This is a genomic window from Gemmiger formicilis (assembly GCF_018784445.1).
In the GTDB taxonomy this organism is placed as follows: Bacteria; Bacillota; Clostridia; order Oscillospirales; family Ruminococcaceae; genus Gemmiger.
Genome location: NZ_WQOH01000052.1, coordinates 191977 through 212558, shown reverse-complemented (window position 1 = coordinate 212558; position 20582 = coordinate 191977). Strand labels below are relative to the sequence as shown.

Genomic DNA, 20582 nt, shown 5'->3' with positions numbered 1-20582 from the left:
GCCTGCCCTTTGTCACTATTTTACTTTTTCTGCGGTGATTCTGCAATAGAGGTTTTAGATTCTGCTTTATCTTTTTGTTGCCTGTTTTGCCGCTTAGCGGGCAGCCCCTGCTGGATGCGCCGGTAGGCCGACGGTGTGTGGCCTGTGGCTGCGCGGAATTTCTGGCTGAAATACGCGCCCGAGCAGTAGCCCATCTGGGCCGCGACCTCGCCGGGGGATGCCCCGCGTGCCAGCAGCTGGGCCGCATACTCGATGCGCATGGCGGAAAATTCCTCCATGGCCGTGCGGCGCAGCCGGGCGCGGAAGGCCTGCTGCAGCTGGGGACGGGTGCAGCCCAGGGCCTCGCAGACCTCGTCCACTTTCAACTCCCGTTCCAGGTTTTCGACAAAATAGGCGCGGGCATCCTCCACCAGGGCATTCTGGCGGCGCTCCCGCCGAACGCGGGCCACGGGGCGGCGCAGGCGGCGGCAGCGCCGGGCCAGCAGGATCAACAGGTTTTCCAGGTGGATGATGAACTGCTGCATCGCGCCGAAGGGCAGCTCTTCTTTTACGACGGGCCGCCCGCCCGGTACGGGCGCGGCATCGAACAACTCGTTGGCGGCGTTGGCCAGCCAGCTCAAATCGTGCTGCTCGGCGGGCTCGGCGTGGAGCATCGCACCCCGGAACCGATCCATGGCCGCGCCGGTGCAGTAAAAATCGATGCGCAGCGTCTCGGGCGGGACCTCCCCCACCGTCGTCATGGCGAACACCTCGCCGGGCTGGTGGAACAGAAGCCCGCCCGCCCGCAGCAGCACATGGCGGTCGTCGCAGCGTTCCTCAATGGTGCCGCTGCGCACAAAAATCAGCTGCCAGGCCTCGGTCTCGCTGGGCAGAAAGGAGTCGTCGGCGCGCCATTCGGTGGTGTGGGCGGCGGGAACCGCCTCGACCCGCAGCGGAAAATCATCGTTCAGCATGGGGCCTCCTTATGCCGCCACGGCTCCCGGCCAGGCATCGGCGGTTTCGTCAGATGTGTCTGCCGTCAATTCACGCCGGAACACCCCTGGCTCGACCTGGGTCAGCAGCGGGAACTGTTCCAGCTCCGGACAGGTGTCGGTCAGGCCCAGGCAGTAGGCCGTCAGCGGGCTGATCTCCTTCGTGATCACGTCAAACCGGCTCGTGCCGTCGTCCTCGTAGGTGCTTACCATGATGTCGTCGGGGTAAGTCTCGGCCACGTAGTCTATCAATGCGCGGTCCACATAGGGGTCGCCGCTGCCCTCGTAGAGGTCAGGTGCTCCGAACAGGTGCAGGATCTCGTGGGCGTAGGTCGCCGGGCTTTCCCGCTCACCGTCGGTGTAGGCGTCGTGGCGGTACAGGCAGCTGTACTCGTAGTAGAAATACTCGCCGTCGTCGGCATAGTGGGCCATTGTGAAGGACGTGCCGCTGATGGGTAGGTAGAACAGAAACCCGATGTGCCGCGTGCCGTAGACCGCCAAGCGGCTGTCCGCGGCCAGCGACTCACACAGGGCGTCCATTTCCTCAATGAAGGCGGTGCTCTCGTCGGAATCCTCGCCCCCGCGCATGGCAGACTGCACAAGATAGCTGCGGGTCAGGGCGGCGTTGCTGCCATCCTCGGTGCGGTCACAGATTAAATCCGGCATCACGCCGTAGCTTTCGGCCTGGGCTGTGATCCAATCCACGGCCATCCGGGTTTGCTGCACGGCGGCGGTGCGGTCGGCCTCGTCCCAGGTCAGGCCGCGGGCGGCGTCGTTCAAAAAGACACTGACCAGCACCGTCGGCTCACTCAATAGGGACGCGCTGCCGTATTTTTTTTGCTCCTCGGTAAAGGTGGGCGTCGGTTCCGGCGTCGGCGTGGCGGCGGGGCTTTCGGCCTTCGGCAGCTCGGCCGGGATGCGCTGCACCGTCACTTGGGCTGCGCAGCCGCAGAGCAGCGCCACGGCCAGCAGCAGGGCGGCCATTTTTTTGTACATGGCGGGCCTCAAATTTCCAGAACGGCCTTACCATTGTGGTCGGCCAGTTCCAGCGTGACCTCGCGGCCATCCAGCCGGCCATCCACCAGTGCCTCGGAGACCGGATCCTCGATGGTCTTGCGGATGGTGCGGCGCAGTTCACGCGCACCGTACTTGGTGGAGCTTTCGGCTACGATGTCCGCCAACGCGGGCTGGCCGTAGTGCAGCGTGATACCGTGGGCGGCCAGGCCGGGCTTGTACTCGTCCAGCATCAGCGCGGTGATTTTTTCAAGGTTTTCTTCGCTCAGCGGGTGGAAGGTGATGATCTCGTCCACGCGGCCGATGAACTCGGGGCGCAGGAACTCCTGCAGCGCCTTCAGGCTGCGGTCCGCGCTGGCGACCTCTGCCTTTTTGCCAAAGCCTGTTGCCCCGGCTGTGTCGGTGGAGCCTGCGTTGGACGTCATGCAGATGACCGTGTTGGAAAAGTCCACCGTGCGGCCCTGGGCGTCGTTGATCTTGCCCTCGTCCAAAATTTGCAGCAGGATATTCATGACGTCAGGATGCGCTTTTTCGATTTCGTCAAACAGCACGACGCTGTACGGATGGCGGCGCACCTTCTCGGTCAGCTGCCCGGCCTCGTCGTAGCCGACATAGCCCGGAGGTGAGCCGATCAGGCGGGACACCGCGTACTTTTCCATATACTCGCTCATGTCGATGGAGATAAGCGGGTCAACAGTGTCAAACAGCTGATTTGCCAGCTGCTTGACCAGCTCGGTTTTGCCGACGCCGGTGGGGCCGACGAAGATGAAACTTGCAGGGCGGTGGCGGCCGGACAGGTCCGCCCGGGCGCGTTTGATGGCCCCGGCCACGGCATGGACGGCCTCGTCCTGGCCGATGATGTGGGCTTTCAGGGCATCTTCCAGCCCTTGCAGGCGGCCGTACTCGGTCTCCTTGATCTTCACGGCAGGCACACCGGTCCACAGCTCAATGACCTGGGCCACGTCGTCCATTGTGACTTCAATTTCAGCCACTTTCAGCTGCAGGGCGGGCAGCTTTTCGCGCTGCTTCGCCAAATCGGTCTTGACCTGGGCCAGCGCTTCGTAGTCGATGGCGGCGTCCTGGCCGTTCTGCGGCTCGGGGTTTTCCAGCTCGTGCTCGCGGGCTTCCAGGTCGGCCACGGTGCGCTGCGTCTCGATCAGTTCGGTGATTTCGGGGTGGCGCAGGTTGCAGCAGGCGCAGGCCTCATCCAACAGGTCAATGGCCTTGTCGGGCAGGAAACGGTCGGTGATGTACCGCTCGGACAGCTTGACGATGCTCGTCACGATGGGATCCGGCACGCGGACGCAATGGTGCTTCTCGTAGTAAACGCGGATGCCCTTGATGACCTCGATGGTGTCCAGCAGCGACGGCTCCTCGACCTTGACGGGCTGAAAACGGCGTTCCAGCGCGGAGTCTTTCTCGATATATTTGCGGTACTCGGCAAAGGTCGTCGCGCCGATGACCTGCATCTGCCCGCGGGAGAGCGCGGGCTTCATGATGTTGGCAGCATTCATCGAGCCATCGGAGTCGCCCGCACCCACGATGGAGTGAATCTCATCGATGAACAAAATGATGTTGCCGGCGGCCTTGACCTCGCTGATAAGGCCCTTGACGCGCTGCTCAAACTGGCCGCGGAACTGGGTGCCGGCGACGAGGGAGGTCATATCCAGCAGGAAAATCTCCTTGTCCTGCAAACGCGCAGGGACTTTGCCCTCGGCAATGCGCTGGGCAATGCCCTCGGCAATGGCAGTCTTGCCGACACCGGCCTCGCCGATGAGGCAGGGGTTGTTCTTCTGGCGGCGGCAAAGAATTTGGATCGTGCGGTAAATTTCGCGGTCGCGGCCAATGATGCGGTCGGTCTTGCCGTCGCGGGCCTTCTGGGTCAGGTTCTCGCAGTAGGTATCCAGGAACTTGCGGCGGGGGGCCTTGTCCTTCTTGCCGTTTTTTCCCTTGGCGTCGTCAGTTTTCTGCTGGCGCGCACCAAAGCCGAAGGGGAAAACCGGGCTGCCGCCGGGGACAAAATCGTCCTGCGGGGCGTTCTCGTCGCCGCCGTCGGTCATATCGCCGCCCATCATGGGGGCCATCATGCCGGAGTCGGCGGCCTCCTGCAAAAAGCTGGACATACGCTCTTCCATGCTCTCCAGGTCCTGGTCGGACATACCGAACTGTTTCATCAGGTCATCCACCGGCTGGATGTGCATAGCACGCGCGCAGGTCAGGCAGTAGCCCTCCTGGATGGCCTTGCCGTTTTCCAGCCGCTGCACAAAGACAACGGCCGGGCGTTTCTGGCATTTAACACAAAGCATATACTTCACCTCTATGGAAAGTGCCGCATGGGCACGTGGGATTGCTGAAAATTTGTGGGGGCGTCCTCAACGCCCTGCGGCGGCATATGGGCATGACCACCCCGCCGTACCACCTTATTACTATTATCAAGCAAACCCTGCCAAAATGCAAGTTTTGGCGGGGTTTGTTCAAAAAATGTTTAATAATGGACTAAAAACGGATTGAACGCGCCAAAAAAGCTGTACCCGACGCTGCGCTGCAATACGGCGGTGTTCAGCCAGTCCAGCCCGCCCGCGGTGACGCTGACGAGGAACCAGAGCACCAGAGCCAGCAGCCAGCAGTCCAGCGCGCCGGTGCACAAGCCCAGTGCCAGGCCCAGCAGGCGGTTGACGCCGCCTACCAGCGGCACGCCGTTGATGCCGCGCAGCAGACGTACCAGCAGGGCGAACACCCACCGTACCACGACGCAGAGCAGCACGAACAGAACGACCTGCACCAGCGGCAGGAAAAGCGGCTCCAGCAGTGCGGTGATTTTTTCCGGCAGCTGGTCGCCTGCGGTTTGCAGCCCGGCGGCCACGGCAGTGCGCAGGCTTTCCGGTAAAAAGTCCAGCCCCTGCACGGCAGCGGCCATGTCCCCGCCCGACTGTGCCACGGCCTGATCCACCTTGTTGGCGATGGCGTCACTGAAGAAGCGCTGGTAAATTTCCGGGGCCAGCGCGCGGCTGCCCCATACGGCAATGCCCACGCCAAGCACCGCGCCAATCAGCTCAGCCAGCCCGGCAAGGAAACCCTTCTGCCAGCTTTTGACCGCGGCGAAGGAAAACACGATAAGGAAGAGAATATCATAGAGAATAGCGGGAGAAAATGACATAGATGGGTACTTCTTTCTGTGTAAATGTTTTGGGGTGCGCATGGCTTCCCCCAAGGGGGAAGGCTTTTAGTTCGGTGCCTCCAGCACGCTGGCCCTGCTCCCGGTAAACACCAGCGTCTGGGCGGCGTCCAGCACGGCCAAAGGGCGGGCATCGAGGCTGCTCTGCACCCACTTTTGCACGCCGTCGTAGCCGAAGCACTCCACAGCGTTGGGGCACAGTAAATAGATATCCGTGTCGGTGGCCGACACGCCAAACGCCTGCCGGGCGGGAATTTCCGCCATGGCAGCCAGGTTTTCATCCAGCGTGACCAAGCTGTTGCCGCCGCGCACATTCAGCAGCAGCGCGGTCTGGCGGCGGCCCGGTGCGGCACTTTGCAGCGTGGCACCGCCAAAATCATACCGCGCGGTCTCGGTGCCGGTGCGGGGGTCCAGCACGGCAATGTAGGTATCAAACACCGCCATGACGCGGCTCTCGCTCTGCCAGTCCAGCCGCAGCAGCATACTCCCCTGCTGGGCCGTGTAGACCGGACCTTCGGTGTCGGCGTCGGTGTTCATAAAATAGACCGAACAGCTCAGCTGGCCATCGCGGGCGGCCAGCATCCCGGCGGCAAATTTGCGGCTGTCGGGGGCAAAATCCACCGCGATAGGGGTGCCGTCGGACTGGGTCATCTCCCAGCTGTACGTCTGCCGCATCGAGGGGTCATAGATGCGCACCTGGGCGGCGTAGCGGCCCGACTCGGTCACAACGGCCAGCGAGTTATTGTTGGACATGGCGCAGAGCAGGATGCCGCTGTCAAAATTCTGGGAGTAGAGCGTGCGGGTGCGGCTGCACACGGTCAGCTCGTTGCCTGCGCGGTTGTACACGGCAAAGCGGGTACCGCCCACGGCCAGCACCGGCCGCGCGTAGGATGGCTGCAAGCTGAGGATTTTGGATCCGTAGGCCGAGTAGACGAGCACGTCCTCGGCCCCCAGTTCCACAAAGCCACCGGCCAGCGGCTCGATTTGCAGCGGGTCGGTGATACCGGTGGTGGCGGGCCAGCCGCCGTCGGTGCGGTCAATGTACAAAATGGCGCTGTCGATGGTATCGCCCAGCAGCGCCAGCGACGCGGAGAGCGTACCGGTCATGACCACGACGGCCACGGCCAGCGCGGCGATAACGACAGCGAAGAACACCCGCCGCCGATGCTGCCGCTGCTTGTAGAGCGGTGTCAGGGACTTGAGCCGCGCGGCGGTCTCCCCTGCTGCGGGGTCAGGCGTTTTGGGCGGGGGCGCACCGCGCCGCACCGGCTTAGGCACGCGCAGGCTGACATCCCCGCTGGTGCCGCGGATACCGGCTTCGGGGGCTTGCCCCTGTTCCCGCGCCAGCATCCGCTGCCGCCGCGCCAACCGTTCTTTTTCCGATTTGTTCATGGGGCGGGCCTCCTTTCGTTACGGTATCGCATTGTAGGGCAAGCAGGAGCTTGCGGGAAAGCTGCGGGCGGGGCATACCCCGCCCCTGCATACAGAATCCGTGGGGGCGCATTCCATAGGCGCCCGCGGGGCGTCGAGGACGCCGCCCCTACAAAACGGCGTTCAGCCTCGGATACTCTACCTTCTCCAAAAACAGCCCCTTTGCGGGCAGCGTCGGCCCGGCCTGGCGTCGGTCGCGGCTTTCCAGCAGTGCCGGGATGCTTTCCGGCGTGCGCTTGTGCAGCCCGGCGTCCACCAGCGTGCCCGCCAGGATGCGCACCATATTGTACAGGTAGCCGTCCGCTGTGACGGAAATGACAATTTGGTTGCCACTTTGTATAACAGTACAATCTGTAATTGTCCGCACTGTGTCGCCGTGGGCGGCGGCGCTGGAACCTGACGCACAGAGCGCCGAGAAATCATGCGTGCCTACGAACTGTTTTGTAGCAGCCTGCATGGCGGTCACGTCCAGCGGCGGGCCGACCCGGTAACAGGTGTCGAAAGTGAAGGGGTCATCGACCCGCGCATTTAAAATATAGTAGTGGTAGGTCTTGGCGTGGGCGGCGTACCGCGCGTGGAAGTCGTCCGGCACAGGCTGGATGTCTACCGCGCGGATATCCGGCGGCAGATGCGCGTTGAGCGCGGGCACCAGCTTTGCCATGGGCACCTTGCCAGTATAGCAGAAACTGAGCGCGAAACGCCGCGCATGGACGCCGGAATCGGTGCGGGAGCAGCCTTTTACATCGGGCCGCTGGCCCAGCACCGCCTGCATGGCGTCCTGCAAGACCGCGCACACCGTCGGTGCGTTGGGCTGCACCTGGAAACCGGCGTAGCGGGTGCCTTTGTAGCTTATCCAGAGTAGATAATTCATAGTAAGAACTGTGTAGGGGCCGGGTATGCCCGGCCCGGTCGTGTAAGAAAAGCAGGTACTTGCGGGAAAGCTGCGGGCCGGACATATCCGGCCCCTACAGGGCGGCAAAATCTTACGCCAACCCCGGCACAAACAACCGTGTGCAGGCAATGACTACCAACGCCACCGCGATTACCACCAGGCAGCGGAAATCCTCGCTCGTGAATTTCAGCTGCTTCAGCCGGGTGCGGCCCTCGCCGCCGTGGTAGCAGCGGCATTCCATAGCCATGGCCAGCTCGTCCGCGCGGCGGAACGCCGAGATGAACAGCGGAATCAGAATGGGCACCAGCGCCTTGATGCGCTGGGTGAAGGTGCCGCTGTCCAGCATGGCACCGCGGGCCTTCTGGGCGTTCATGATTTTTTCCGTCTCTTCGATCAAAGTCGGGATGAACCGCAGCGCGATCGTCATCATCATCGCCAGCTCATGCACGGGAAAATGCAGTTTCGCCAGCGGGCGCAGCAGGCTCTCGATGGCATCGGTCAGCACAATCGGGCTGGTCGTGTAGGTCAACAGGCTCGTGCCCGCGATCAGTGCGCAGACGCGTACCGCCAGCAGGATCGCGTACTTGACACCCTCAATATAAATGTTCAAAACCCAGAAGTGTACCAGCGGCTCCCCCTGCCCCGTGACGAAGAACAGGTTCAGCACCGCCGTAAAAATAACGATGGGCACGATGGGCTTTAAGCTCTTCAAAATCATCTTGCCGGGAATCTGCGCGATTTTGTACAGCGCCGCCAAAAGCGCAATGGACAGCGCCAGCCCCAGCGGATTCGGCGCAACAAACAGCACGACGATGTAGGCAATCGTGGCGACCAGCTTTAACCGCGGGTCGCAGCGGTGCAGCACAGAATGCCCGGGAAAATGCTGACCGATCGTGATATCTTTAAGCATTTACTGCACCTCCCCTGCCTGCTTGGCGGCCAGCGCCTTTTGGATGGTCTTGACCGCATAGGGTATCGTGTAGACGTCTGCGGGGATGTCAAGTCCCATCTGGCGCAGCTTTAAGAAAATCTGCGTGACCTGCGGCACAGACAGCCCCAGCTCCAGCAATTCCTGTGCGCGGGCAAAGACGTTTTCTACCGTGTCATACATGGCGATTTTGGCGCGGTGCATGACCAGCACGCGGTTGGCGTACTTGGCAATATCTTCCATCGAGTGGCTGACCAGCAAAACCGTGATGCCGGTTTTTTTGTGGTAGTCCTTGATCTGGCTCAAAATCGTGTCGCGGCCCTCGGGGTCCAGGCCCGCGGCGGGTTCGTCCAGCACCAGCACGCGGGGGTGCATGGCCATAACGCCCGCAATCGCAACGCGGCGCTTCTGCCCACCCGAAAGCTCGAAGGGGCTTTTTTCCAGCAGCTCATCCGATAAACCGACGAAGGCGGCGGCCTCCTTGATACGGCGCTGGATCTCGGCCTCGTCAAGGCCCATGTTGCGCGGGCCGTAGGCGATATCCTTGGCGCAGGTTTCCTCGAACAGCTGGTACTCAGGGTACTGCATGACCAGACCGACGAGAAAACGGAAGCTGCGCAGGTCAGCGCCCTGTTCCCACAGGTCTTTGCCGTCCACAAGGACGCGGCCCGACGTGGGGCGGTTCAGGCCGTTGAAATGGCTGATCAGCGTAGACTTGCCGCTGCCGGTGGAGCCGATGATGCCGACAAAATCGCCTTCCTCGACGGTGAAAGACACGTCGTCCAGCGCCTTGGTAGCGTCGGGCATCCCCAGGTTGTAGATGTAGCTTAAGTTTTCTACACGAATGATTTCGGACATAGTGATTCCTTTCCCGCCGGATACAGCCCGGGTGTGGTGCCGTTCCGGCATACGTGGGATGTTTCTGAACGAAAGGCTTCCCCCATCGGGGAAAGCAGTCAGCGGCTTGCCCGCTGACTGATGAGGGGCAGGTATGCGGATATTGCCCGTGAGCGGGATATCTCCGTGAGGCCGTCCCCCATCCGACCTCGCTTCGCTCGGCCACCTTCCCCCTCGGGGGAAGGCAGGGGTTACTTCAGCAGCTTAAACAGTTCCTCCGCGCACGCCTCCGGCGTAATCACGTTCTCCGGCATCGGGATCCCGGCCTTGACCAGCTCGTCGCGCAGTTCGGCGGCCTGGGGTACATCCAGATGGTAACTGTGCAGCTTCTCGGTCTGGCTGAACACCTGCTCGGGCGTGCCCTCCATTACGATGCGGCCCCGGCTCATGACCAGCACGCGGTCAGCCTGGGCGGCTTCCTCCATATAGTGGGTGATGGACACGATGGTGATGCCCGCCGCCCGCAGCTGGTGGATGGTTTTCATGACCTGGGCGCGGCCGTGGGGATCCAGCATGGCGGTGGACTCATCCAGCACCAGGCAGTCGGGCCGCATGGCGATAACGCCCGCGATGGCGACGCGCTGCTTTTGGCCGCCGCTCAACTTATACGGCGCAGCATCGCGTTTTTCGTAGATGCCGGCCAGCTTCATGGCCTCGTCGATGCGGGTGCGGATCTCCTCCGGCGGTACGCCGAGGTTTTCCGGCGCAAAGGCCACGTCCTCTTCAACGATGGTCGCTACGATCTGGTTGTCGGGGTTCTGGAACACCATGCCGACCTTCTGACGTACATCGTAGAGGTGGTCCTCGTTGCGGGTGTCCATGCCCTCCACGAGGACAGTTCCGGCCTCGGGCAGCAGAATCGCGTTGAAATGCTTTGCCAGCGTGGATTTGCCGCAGCCGTTCGCGCCCAGCACGGCCACGAACTCACCGCGGCGGATGTCCAGTGTCACGCCGTCCACAGCGTACTTTGGCTGCTCCGGATCATAGCGGAAGTGTACGTTCTGCGCCTGTAAAATCGATTCCTGATTTGGCATAATTACTTCTCCCAAATAGCCGTTGCGCCGCAGGGCACGACGCCGCCGGTGGCGGAGACCGGCAGGCCAATCTCATCACAGTGGGTGTGGCCGCCCTGGATGGGGCAGAGCGTCGTCTTGACGATGTACTCCATGACCGCCGGGCTAAGTCCTTCGGTGTAGGAGTTGATGGCGAAAAACAGCGGGTCGTCGCTCAGCACCTGCTCGGTCAGGGTGATGAGGTCGTAGACGTTGTCCTCCAGCTTCCAGATTTCGCCGCCCGGGCCGCGGCCATAGCTCGGCGGGTCCATGATGACGGCATCGTACCTGCTGCCGCGGCGGATTTCCCGCTGTACGAACTTGACGCAGTCGTCAACGATCCAGCGGCAGGGGCGGTCAGCCAGGTTACTGGCGGCAGCATTCTCACGCGCCCAGGCCACCATGCCTTTGCTGGCATCCACATGGGTGACGGAGGCACCCGCAGCCAGACAGGCCAGCGTCGCACCGCCCGTGTAGCCGAAGAGGTTCAGCACACGGATAGGGCGGCCAGCGGCCTTGATCTTTTCCTGGTACCAGGCCCAGTTCACGGCCTGCTCCGGGAAAACGCCGGTGTGCTTGAAGCCGGTGGGGCTGACGATGAGGGTCAGGTCATTCCAATGGATCTGCCATTTCTGGGGCAGCTTTTTGTGGTAATTCCACTGGCCGCCGCCCTTGGCGGAGCGGTAGTAGACGGCATCGGCCTTGGCCCACAGCGGGCTGGTCTCGTCGTTTTTCCAGATGACCTGCGGGTCGGGACGAATGAGCAGGGTCTGGCCCCAGCGCTCCAATCGGTTGTGGTTGGTGGCGTCGAGCAGCTCGTAATCCTGCCATGTATCAGCAGGGCGCATAGGCGGTTCTCCTTTCCAAAACGGTCAGCGGGGCGGGTTTTCCTCCAGCTTGACCACCAGTATATCGTCAAATTTTTCCAGCGAGCCCTCGGCCGGGTAGACCGGCATTTCTTTAAACGCCTCGCTGTCGATGATGTCATAGTATTCGTCAGTGTCCACTTCGCCGATCCAAACGCCGTGATAGTCGTACAGATAGTGCTTCCAGTTGCCCAGCACGCCCGCGCGGCCATCCCAGAAGACCATGTTCTTTGTGTAGGCGCTCTTGTCGAACAGGAAGTTGAACTTCTGCGCCTCGCTCTCGTCGGGCAGACCAGCGATCAGTACGCGGGTATCGGAGGTGTAGTCGGTGCTGTTGAAGACGCGGGTCAGAATGGCGGTGGACAGCGTGTCGACGTACTCGTAGGCCAGCGCAACGGTGCGGTAGGACGCATAGGCCGTGACGGTGCAAAGCCAGCACAGCACGACGGCCGCCGCCCCTGCCCCGACGCGGGCGAGCTTTTCCCACGCGTCGCAGCCGCGCGTCTGCTCGGCCAGCACGAGCGCGAAGGGCACCATCAGCTGCATCGGGTGGCTCATTAAAACGTTGATGTTGCCCTCAATCAGCACGTCAACGATGTTGATAGCCAGCGGCAGCAGCAGCCCCAGCGCGGCCAGCAGAATGGCCTGCGGCTTGCGGCGGCGTACCAGACGCAGCCAGCCGAGGAACAGCAGCACCGCCGTGCCCAGTAGAATCACCAGCAGCATCTTGCCGGTATGGTTGGGGCCAGAGGTGAAGTAATCCTTGAAATCACGATAGGCCTGCAGAATTTTGCTGCCCAGCCCGCTCAAGAAGCTGCCTGCGCCGAAGCCGCTCAGGCCGCCTTTGTCGGAAAGTTCGATGTTGTAGCGATGAATCTCAAACTGCAACACGGCAAAATACACCGCCGCGCCCAGCAGCCCCATCGCCAGCGCTTTGCCCGCGCGGCGGAAAATATCCGGCAACGGGCGCTCCTGCAGGCAGTCGAGCATCAGCGTCATAACGATGACGCCCGTCGCAAAGCCGATCCACGCCTGATAGCCGCCCATGCCGCAGGCCAGCGCCAGCACGGCCACCACAAACGACGGACACCCTTTCTTTGCCAGGACGAGGTAGGATGCCAGCGCGGTCATCAGCAGGCTGAAACCGTAGACATAGGCCATGTAGATGACAAGGTGCTGCTCGATGACAGACGGCGCGACGACGAGCGACACCGTGCTCAGAATCAGCAGCGGCTTGCTCTCGATGTGCCACAAATCGGCCAGCAGCAGCATGGCGACGGCGGTGCAGGCGGCGTTGAACGCCAGAAAGATTGCGGGCATGACGACGTTGCAACCCGCCGCGCTGAGGTAGCGCATCATCCACCGACCGATGGAGAGCGCCCAATTCTGATTCCAGTAATAGAATAGCCCCTCGTTCGTGCCGTCCGGGCTGGTGTAACCGTAGAACAGGAACAGCGCGTGGCACAAAAACATGCCGAGGAACGCCGCCTTGAACACGGCGAAGGCATATTTGCGGAAGGTCTCGGCGCAGCCGCGCCACTGCTCCCGCTCGGCGGTAAGCCATCTAGACAAGGTGTCCACTTCCCTTCTTGATTTTAGAACCTTTAAAACATACTCGTCTGGCCGCTGTCCTCTTCGTCGAAGCGCTTGGGCACGGCCATGTGCAGGTGCTCGTAGGCAAGGCGGGTCACGCAGCGGCCGCGCGGGGTGCGGGTCAGCATGCCCATCTGCATCAGGTAGGGCTCGCAGACATCGTAGAGCGTGACGCTCTCCTCGCCCAGCACGGCGGCCAGGGTATCCAGGCCAACCGGTCCGCCGTTGTACATTTCGATGATGGCGCGGAGCAGGCTGCGGTCCAGCTCGTCCAGGCCCAACTCGTCAATGTCCATCCATTTGCGGGCGGCGATGGCGGTCTCCCAGTCGATGGTGCCGTCGCCCTGCACGGTGGCAAAGTCGCGGGCACGCTTGAGCATGCGGTTGGCGATGCGCGGCGTGCCGCGGGCGCAGCGGGCCAGTTCCAGTGCGCCTTCCTCGGTGATGGGCACGCCCAGGATGCCGGCGCTGCGCATGATGATACGGCCAAGCTCCTTCGGGCTGTACAGCTCGAGCTTGAGCAGGATGCCGAAGCGGTCACGCAAGGGCCCTGTCAGCTGGCCCGCGCGGGTCGTGGCACCCACCAGCGTAAAGCGCGGCAGGTTGATACGGATGCTTTGTGCGCTCGGGCCTTTGCCAATCATGATATCCAGCGCGAAATCTTCCAGCGCCGGGTACAAAACTTCCTCAACCTGGCGGGACAGGCGGTGAATCTCGTCGATGAAGAGAATGTCGCCCTCCTGCAGGTTCGTCAGCAGGGCTGCCAGGTCGCCGGGCTTCTCGATGGCGGGGCCGGAGGTAATGCGGATCTGCACGCCCATCTCCTGTGCCACGATGCCGGCCAGCGTGGTTTTGCCCAGACCCGGCGGGCCGTAGAGCAGGATGTGGTCCATCGGCTCGCCGCGCTGCTGCGCCGCCCGCAGGTAGACTTTCAGGTTGCCCTTGGCCTTCTCCTGGCCGACGTAATCGTCCAACGTTTTCGGGCGCAGGCTGATTTCCTCGGCGTCGGCGGCGCTCATATCGGGGCTGACGAGGCGGCTGGGGTCAACGGTATATTCCTGGTTCAATTCGGCACTCCCCTTCTGTTACACGCGCGACAGGCTGCGCAGCGCAATGGTGATGATCTCCTGCACGGAGAGCGTTTCGTCCACGCGGGCCACAGCGGCAGCGGCGTCGCTGGCCGAGTAGCCCAGGCTGACGAGGGCGGCCACGGCCTGGGCCGGGGCGCTGGAGGGCGCGGGGGTCGCAATATTGCCGGAGAAGCCGGTACCGGCAGCCAGCCCCTTGCCAACCTTGTCTTTCAGCTCCAGGGCGATGCGCTGGGCCAGCTTCGGCCCGACGCCGGACGCCTTGGTGAAGGCCTTGTGGTCGCCGCTGGACGCCGCGAGGGCAACTTTTTCCGGCGTCATGATGGACAAAATCGACAGCCCGGCCTTGGGGCCGACGCCGGTGACGCCGGTCAGCATCTTGAAGCAGTCGCGCTGTTCCTCGGTGGCAAAGCCGTAAAGCGAGACGTCATTCTCGGTCACGTTCATGATGGTGTAAACGGTGCCCTCCTGCCCGGCGGAGGGCAGGGCTTCGCCGGTGGTGGCGGGTATCTGGACAAAATAGCCGACCCCGGCGCAGCTTATGACGACGGAATCCAGCGATTTTTTAATGATTTTTCCAGTCAGACAGTAAATCATGGTTGATCCTTCTTTTATAGGGGGAATTTGTTACCGCACAGGTGTGCCCATCAGGCGGCTGCGGCTGCAATGGCAGTGGGCAATCGCCATGCCCAGGGCGTCGGCGGTGTCGTCGGGCTTGGGGATGGTTTCCAGATGGAGCATCATGCGGGTCATTTCCTGAATCTGCTTTTTCACAGCCTTGCCATACCCGGTGATAGCCTGCTTGACCTGCATGGGGGTGTACTCATAGATCGGCACGCCGCACTGGGCAGCCGCCAGCAGAATGACGCCGCGGGCCTCAGCCACGCCGATGACGGTTGTCTGGTTGTGCTGGTAGTACAGCTTTTCGATAGAGAGGGCTTCGGGCTGGTAGCGCTTGCAGATATCCAGCACACCCTCGTAAATTTCGACGAGCCGCTGTTCAAAGGGCGTGTCTTTTTCGGTGATGACCGCGCCGTACCCGATGGGGGCAAAGCGGTTGCCGATGTATTCCACAACGCCCCAGCCCACAATAGCATACCCAGGGTCGATGCCTAAAACGCGCATGGTCCTATACCTCCCCACTATAACTGATATAGTATAGCATAAAATCGGGGGTACGTCCACTGCCTGCAAATAAAAAAGGCTTCCCCTTTGGGGAAGCTGTCCGCAGCGCGGACTGATGAAGGGCGACTTACCGCTATTGCCTCTTCAAGGGTTACTGTGGCACACGCGCCCCTCATCCGGCCCTGCGGGGCCACCTTCCCCCAAGGGGGAAGGCAAAGAGCTGCCACCCAACCTGCCTTTTCGCCGCCCTCAGCGCTTTCCGCAGCGGGCGGTACAGCACCAGCATGATGGCAAAATTGCCGACGCCGTGCATGGCGTCGCAGCTTAACCCACTCAGCCACCAGCTCAAGGCAAAGGCGGGGGCTTTACTGCTTACCCCTTCATTTGCTCCTTATGATATTGCAGCGTATACAGCTGGTAATACCGCCCATGCTTTGCCAGCAGCGCCTGGTGGCTGCCCTGCTCCAGAATCTTGCCGTGGGACAATACAATGATATTGTCCGCGTGCTGGATGGTGGAAAGCCGGTGCGCCACGATCAGCATCGTGCCGACAGAACGCATTTTTTCCAAGCTATCCTGAATCAACAGCTCGGTCTCGGTGTCGATATTCGCCGTGGCTTCGTCCAATATCATGACGCTGGGTTTGTGGATGATGGTCCGCGCAAAGCTCAGCAGCTGCCGCTGACCAGCCGAGAAATTGTTGCCGCGCTCGCGGACCTCCTCGTCGAGGCCGTGATCCAGCTTGTCAATGAACTTATCGGCGTTGACATAACGGCAGACCTGCATGATCTCCTCGTCGGGAATGCCTTCTTCCCGCAGGACGATATTGCTGCGGATCGTGCCCGAGAAGAGGAACACATCCTGCAGCATCTGGCCGAAGTGGCGGCGCAGCGACGAAATTTTGATTTTGCGGATGTCGATGCCGTCAATTAAAATCTCGCCCTTCTGGAACTCATAGTTGCGGCAGATCAGCGACAAAATCGTGCTCTTGCCCGAGCCAGTGGAGCCGACAAAGGCCACTGTCTCCCGGGGGCTCACATGGAACGACACGCCCTGCAAGACCCACTCGCCGGGGATGTAGCTGAACCAGACGTCGCGGAACTCAATGTCGCCCCTCACCTCGTCCAGCTCAACGGCGTCGGGTGCGTCCACCATCTTGGGCTGAATGTCCATGATAGAGAACACCTTCTCCGACGAGGCCAGCGCCGATTGCAGCCAGTTGAACTGCTCGGCCAGATTCTGGATGGGGGTGAAGAACTTGGAGATATACATATAAAAGGTAACGATAGTGCCGCCGGAAATTGTCTGCCCCAAAAACGCCGCGCCGGTCAGGTGGCCCATGCCGCCCAGGTAAAACAGACACAGGATCGAGCAGATGTACAGCATATACACCAGCGGCCGGAACACGCCGAAAACAAAAATCTGCTCCTGGTTGGCCTTGGCAAGCCGCTGGCTTTTCTCGCGGAACTCCGCCATTTTTTCATCCTCGCGGCCGAAAATCTGCGTGACCTTGATGCCGGAAAGATTCTCCGACAGGTAGGTGTTGATATCCGTCGTCGCGTCCTTGACCTTGCGGTAGGCGCGGCGGGAGAATTTGCGGAAAATCACCGTGAAAATCACGATGAACGGCACAAAGCACAGCACCATCAGCGTCAGCTCATAGTTGAGGGACAGCATGGCGATGAGAATGCCGAGGATGACGAAGATGTTCTTGGCCAGCGTGACCAGCAGGTTCGTGAACATCATCGAGATAGCGTTCGTGTCGTTGGTCACGCGGGTGACGAGCTTGCCGACCGGGATTTCGTTCAGCTGCTCGTGGGCCAGCGACTCAATGTGGGTGAACAGATCTTCGCGCAGGTCGGAGATAATGCGCTGGCCGACGCGCTGCAAAATGACGGCCTGGAAGTAGGTGCTTGCCATCGAAAACACCAGCACGCCCGCATAGACGGCCACGCCCGCAAAGAGGCGCGGCAGCGCAAACTCCCCGGCCACCAGTTCTTCCAGCGCACCGACGATGAGGGGCGAGATAATGTCGTAGGCAATCGAGAACAGCATCAGGAACAGCACAATGACAAATTTCGCCCAGTAAGGCTTGGCGTACCCGGCCAGGCGGCGCAGGATTTCGCTGTCCTTCATCGTGCGCTCAAAGCCCATCGTCTCCTTTTTGTCCTTGACAAGGGCATAGGCGAAAATCAAAATGGCCGTGACCGTGCCGATGACGCCCCCGACGAGAAGCAGCGGATTCAGGTTAGTCATTGCCGTCACCTCCCACTTCATCTTCCAGCTTTTGCAGGTCTACCATGCGGCGGTATTCGTTGCAGGTACGGTACAATTCGTCGTGCGGGCCTACGGCCTCCACCCTGCCGTCCTCGATAAAGATGATTTTGTCCAGCTGCTCCACCGTGGAAATACGGTGGGCAATCAGCAGGGTGGTCTTGCCCGCGCGGCTCGTTTTCAGGTTGTCGAGGATGATGCGCTCGGTGCGGGTATCGACTGCCGAGACCGAGTCGTCCAGAATCAAAATCGGCGCGTTTTTCAGCAGTGCCCGGGCAATCGAAATGCGCTGCTTCTGCCCGCCGGAAACGGTCACGCCGCGCTCGCCGAGGACGGTTTCGTAGCCATCTTTAAAGTCCACGATGTTGTCCCGCACATCGGCCAGCGCGGCGGCGCGGTCAATGTCCTCCCGGCTGGCGTCGTCCACGCCGAAGCCGATGTTGTGGGCAATCGTGTCCGAGAACAGGAAGTTATCCTGCGGCACATAGGCGCAGGCGTTGCGCACCGAATGGATGGACACGGTGTTCACGTCCTGCCCATCCACAAACAGCGTGCCGTCGGGCACATTGTAGGTGCGCAGCAGCAGATCTACCAGCGCGGTTTTGCCCGCGCCGGTCTTGCCCACGATACCGACGCTCTCCCCTGGTGCGATGGTAAAGGAAATATCCTTCAAAACATCGTACTCGCCGTCCGGGTAGCGGAAGTTCAGATGGCGGAACTCGATGCCGCCGCGGGGATTTTTCAAATCGGCCACGCCGTCACGGTCGGCCACATCGATGGGCGCGTCCAGCAGCTCGGTAATGCGGTTCAGCGACGCTTTGCCGCGGGCGGTCTTTTCAATCAGCATCGAAATCGCCATGATGGGCCAGACGATGGCCTCAAAGTAGCCGATGTACTCCACCAACTGGCCCGCGTTGAACTGGCCCCGGTAGACGAGCCAGCCGCCGTAACCGAGGATAACGCAGATGACCGATTCAACAAACAGGGTGACGAGGACCTCCAACAGTGTGGCAATTTTTGTATAGGTAACGTTGATTTCCTCGTTTTCCTTGTTTAACTTGCGGAACGCCATCAGCTCTTTCAGCTCTTTGACAAACGCCTTGATGACCGCAATGCCGGAGAAATTTTCCTGCGCAAAGTCCGATAGGTCGGAAAATGCCTGCTGGCGTTCCTCCCAACGCTTGGTCATGACCTGGCTCATCACGGTGCCAATGGCGAACATGACCGCCGCCGGGATCAGGGCCAGCAGCGTGAGTTTGATGTCCATGCGCCACATTTTGACCAGCGCCAGAATGCCCAGCACCGACGCATCAAAGAACATGAGGATGCCGTCGCCGAAGCACTCTTGGATGGTGTCCAGGTCGTTGGTATACAGGCTCATCAGGTTGCCCACTTTGTTGACCTGGTAATACTGCTGGGACAGCTGGCGGCTGTGGTCAAACATCTGCTCCCGCAGGTCGGCCGCCACCCGGACCGCCGAGCCGAAGAAACAAACGCGCCACAGAAAACGCCCGATGACCATGAGCACCACAATGTAGATCATGGGCAGGCAGATGTGTTGGAACAGCACTTCTTTGGTGAAGGCCATCGTCTGGCCGTCCACCACCACCTGCCCCAGGTTTACACCGTTGATGACCAGCCGGTACAGCTCCGGGATGAGAAGCTGGATATAATCCACCGTCAGCAGCGACAGAATACCCAAAAGCAGTACAGGCGCGTGCTTGAGGTAGTAGCGGTTGATATACTTGCCGAAAATCACGGCGGTTCTCCCTCCTTTTATACACACATTGCGGCCAGAGCCGTAAATATTTAGTATATCGTACCAGCGCGGATTCGTCAAGCGTCGCACAAAGAAAAGCGCCCTGTGCCGAACAATGGCACAGAGCGCGGAGAAGGCAGCGTGTTTTACGCGCCGAACACCTTGGTGTAGTCGGCCTGGAACTTCTCAATGCCGGCATCCGTCAGCGGGTGGTGGAGCATCTGCTCGATAACTTTGTAGGGCACCGTGGCAATGTCCGCCCCGGCCAGGGCGCAGTCCGTCACATGGATGGGGTTGCGCACGCTGGCGGCAATGATCTGGGTCTCGATATCGGGATAGTTGAGGAACATATCGTGGATCGTCTCGACCAGTTCGATGCCCGGCTGGCCGATATCGTCAAGACGACCCAGGAAGGGGCTGACGTAAGCTGCCCCCGCGCGGGCGGCCAGCAATGCCTGGTTGGCACTGAAAATCAGCGTGCAGTTGGTGGGGATGCCCTCGGCGGACAGCACCTTGATGGCCTTTAACCCCTCGGCAGTCAGGGGGATTTTTACCACCATGTGCTTCGGGTCCAGCGCGTAGATGGCGCGGCCCTCGGCGATCATGCCTTCGGCGTCGGTGGTGGTAGCCTTGACCTCGCCGGAGATGGGGCCGTCCACGATGGTGGCGATCTCCTTCAGCGTCTCGGCGTAGTCGCGGCCCTCCTTGGCAATCAGGCTCGGGTTGGTGGTGACACCGGCGATAATGCCCATGTCGTTGGCCTTGCGAATCTCGTCCACATTGGCGGTATCAATGTAGAATTTCATAAGACGAACCTCCTTATTTCTGCCCATAATAGGCATTTGGTCCATGCTTGCGCATAAAATGCTTGTCCAACACGTGCTGCGGTGCGGGATGGGCGTTGGGGTCGATGGTCAGGGTCAGGATCGCCATCTTTGCCACTTCTTCCAGCACAACCGCGTGATAGACGGCCTGGGCCGCATCCTTGCCCCAGGTGAACGGCCCATGGCTGGCGCAGAGCACGCCGGGCACGTGTACCGGGTCGATGCCGCGTTCTGTAAACGTCTCGATGATGACCTTGCCGGTGTTCTTCTCGTAGTCCTCGTCGATTTCCTCCGGCGTCAGCTCCCGCGTGCAGGGCACCGGGCCGTAAAAGTAGTCAGCATGGGTCGTGCCAAAGGCGGGCAGGTCGCGCCGCGCCTGGGCAAAGGCCACCGCGTGGGTGGAATGGGTGTGTACGATGCCGCCCAGCTGCGGGAAAGCTTTGTACAGTTCCAAATGCGTTTTCGTGTCGCTGCTGGGGTTCAGATCGCCCTCGACCTTGTTGCCGTCCAGGTCCATGACAACGAGCATTTCCGACGTAAGCTCGTCATATTCAACGCCGGAGGGCTTGATGACGAACAGGCCGCGCTCCCGGTCAATGCCCGAGACATTCCCCCAGGTGTAGGTCACAAGCCTCCGACGGGGCAGTTCCATATTGGCTTCATAAACTTGCTGCTTTAATGCTTCCAGCATAG

General features: G+C 61.1%; 18 protein-coding genes. All 18 read right to left on the bottom strand.

What is annotated here, in order from left to right:
• Positions 1 to 20: 20 nt before the first annotated feature.
• Positions 21 to 953, bottom strand: coding sequence for an AraC family transcriptional regulator (locus GPK89_RS13525; protein WP_215693880.1), 933 nt, complete (start codon positions 951 to 953; stop codon positions 21 to 23).
• 9 nt (positions 954 to 962) lie between these two features.
• Positions 963 to 1967, bottom strand: coding sequence for a hypothetical protein (locus GPK89_RS13520; RefSeq protein WP_215693878.1), 1005 nt, complete (start codon positions 1965 to 1967; stop codon positions 963 to 965).
• A gap of 8 nt (positions 1968 to 1975) precedes the next feature.
• Positions 1976 to 4291, bottom strand: a complete 2316-nt coding sequence (locus tag GPK89_RS13515) for an ATP-dependent Clp protease ATP-binding subunit (RefSeq protein ID WP_215693876.1) — start codon at positions 4289 to 4291, stop codon at positions 1976 to 1978.
• A gap of 179 nt (positions 4292 to 4470) precedes the next feature.
• On the bottom strand, positions 4471 to 5142 hold the full coding sequence (locus GPK89_RS13510) for a CvpA family protein (RefSeq protein WP_215693874.1): 672 nt from the start codon (positions 5140 to 5142) through the stop codon (positions 4471 to 4473).
• A 66-nt stretch (positions 5143 to 5208) separates the two neighbouring features.
• Complete coding sequence (locus tag GPK89_RS13505; RefSeq protein ID WP_215693872.1) at positions 5209 to 6552, bottom strand: DUF5711 family protein; 1344 nt, start codon at positions 6550 to 6552, stop codon at positions 5209 to 5211.
• Positions 6553 to 6700: 148 nt separating this feature from the next.
• Positions 6701 to 7462 carry a tRNA pseudouridine(38-40) synthase TruA gene (gene truA, locus GPK89_RS13500; protein ID WP_215693870.1) on the bottom strand — a complete coding sequence of 254 codons (762 nt, stop codon included), beginning with the start codon at positions 7460 to 7462 and terminating at the stop codon, positions 6701 to 6703.
• A gap of 112 nt (positions 7463 to 7574) precedes the next feature.
• Positions 7575 to 8393: an energy-coupling factor transporter transmembrane component T family protein gene (locus GPK89_RS13495; protein ID WP_215693868.1), complete on the bottom strand. Its 819-nt coding sequence runs from the start codon at positions 8391 to 8393 to the stop codon at positions 7575 to 7577.
• Positions 8394 to 9269 carry an energy-coupling factor transporter ATPase gene (locus GPK89_RS13490; RefSeq protein ID WP_215693866.1) on the bottom strand — a complete coding sequence of 292 codons (876 nt, stop codon included), beginning with the start codon at positions 9267 to 9269 and terminating at the stop codon, positions 8394 to 8396. It lies immediately after the preceding gene.
• Positions 9270 to 9499: 230 nt separating this feature from the next.
• A complete protein-coding gene (locus GPK89_RS13485; RefSeq protein ID WP_215693864.1) occupies positions 9500 to 10342 on the bottom strand; it encodes an energy-coupling factor transporter ATPase in 843 nt (280 codons plus the stop codon).
• A 2-nt stretch (positions 10343 to 10344) separates the two neighbouring features.
• Complete coding sequence (locus tag GPK89_RS13480; RefSeq protein WP_215693862.1) at positions 10345 to 11208, bottom strand: class I SAM-dependent methyltransferase; 864 nt, start codon at positions 11206 to 11208, stop codon at positions 10345 to 10347.
• 24 nt (positions 11209 to 11232) lie between these two features.
• Complete coding sequence (locus tag GPK89_RS13475; RefSeq protein ID WP_215693860.1) at positions 11233 to 12798, bottom strand: glucosyltransferase domain-containing protein; 1566 nt, start codon at positions 12796 to 12798, stop codon at positions 11233 to 11235.
• Between the two features lie 32 nt (positions 12799 to 12830).
• Positions 12831 to 13838 carry a Holliday junction branch migration DNA helicase RuvB gene (gene ruvB, locus GPK89_RS13470; protein WP_215694064.1) on the bottom strand — a complete coding sequence of 336 codons (1008 nt, stop codon included), beginning with the start codon at positions 13836 to 13838 and terminating at the stop codon, positions 12831 to 12833.
• A 66-nt stretch (positions 13839 to 13904) separates the two neighbouring features.
• On the bottom strand, positions 13905 to 14504 hold the full coding sequence (gene ruvA, locus GPK89_RS13465) for a Holliday junction branch migration protein RuvA (protein ID WP_215693858.1): 600 nt from the start codon (positions 14502 to 14504) through the stop codon (positions 13905 to 13907).
• A 30-nt stretch (positions 14505 to 14534) separates the two neighbouring features.
• Positions 14535 to 15032: a crossover junction endodeoxyribonuclease RuvC gene (gene ruvC / locus GPK89_RS13460; protein ID WP_215693856.1), complete on the bottom strand. Its 498-nt coding sequence runs from the start codon at positions 15030 to 15032 to the stop codon at positions 14535 to 14537.
• 372 nt (positions 15033 to 15404) lie between these two features.
• A complete protein-coding gene (locus GPK89_RS13455) occupies positions 15405 to 17288 on the bottom strand; it encodes an ABC transporter ATP-binding protein (RefSeq protein WP_215693854.1) in 1884 nt (627 codons plus the stop codon).
• The gene (locus GPK89_RS13450) at positions 17281 to 19065 is read right to left on the bottom strand and encodes an ABC transporter ATP-binding protein (protein WP_215693852.1); all 1785 of its coding nucleotides are present in this window, start codon (positions 19063 to 19065) and stop codon (positions 17281 to 17283) included. Before GPK89_RS13450 ends, GPK89_RS13455 begins: the two co-directional genes overlap by 8 nt.
• 146 nt (positions 19066 to 19211) lie before the next feature.
• Positions 19212 to 19871, bottom strand: coding sequence for a fructose-6-phosphate aldolase (gene fsa / locus GPK89_RS13445; RefSeq protein WP_215693850.1), 660 nt, complete (start codon positions 19869 to 19871; stop codon positions 19212 to 19214).
• A gap of 13 nt (positions 19872 to 19884) precedes the next feature.
• Complete coding sequence (locus tag GPK89_RS13440) at positions 19885 to 20580, bottom strand: L-ribulose-5-phosphate 4-epimerase (RefSeq protein ID WP_275951439.1); 696 nt, start codon at positions 20578 to 20580, stop codon at positions 19885 to 19887.
• Positions 20581 to 20582: the final 2 nt, after the last annotated feature.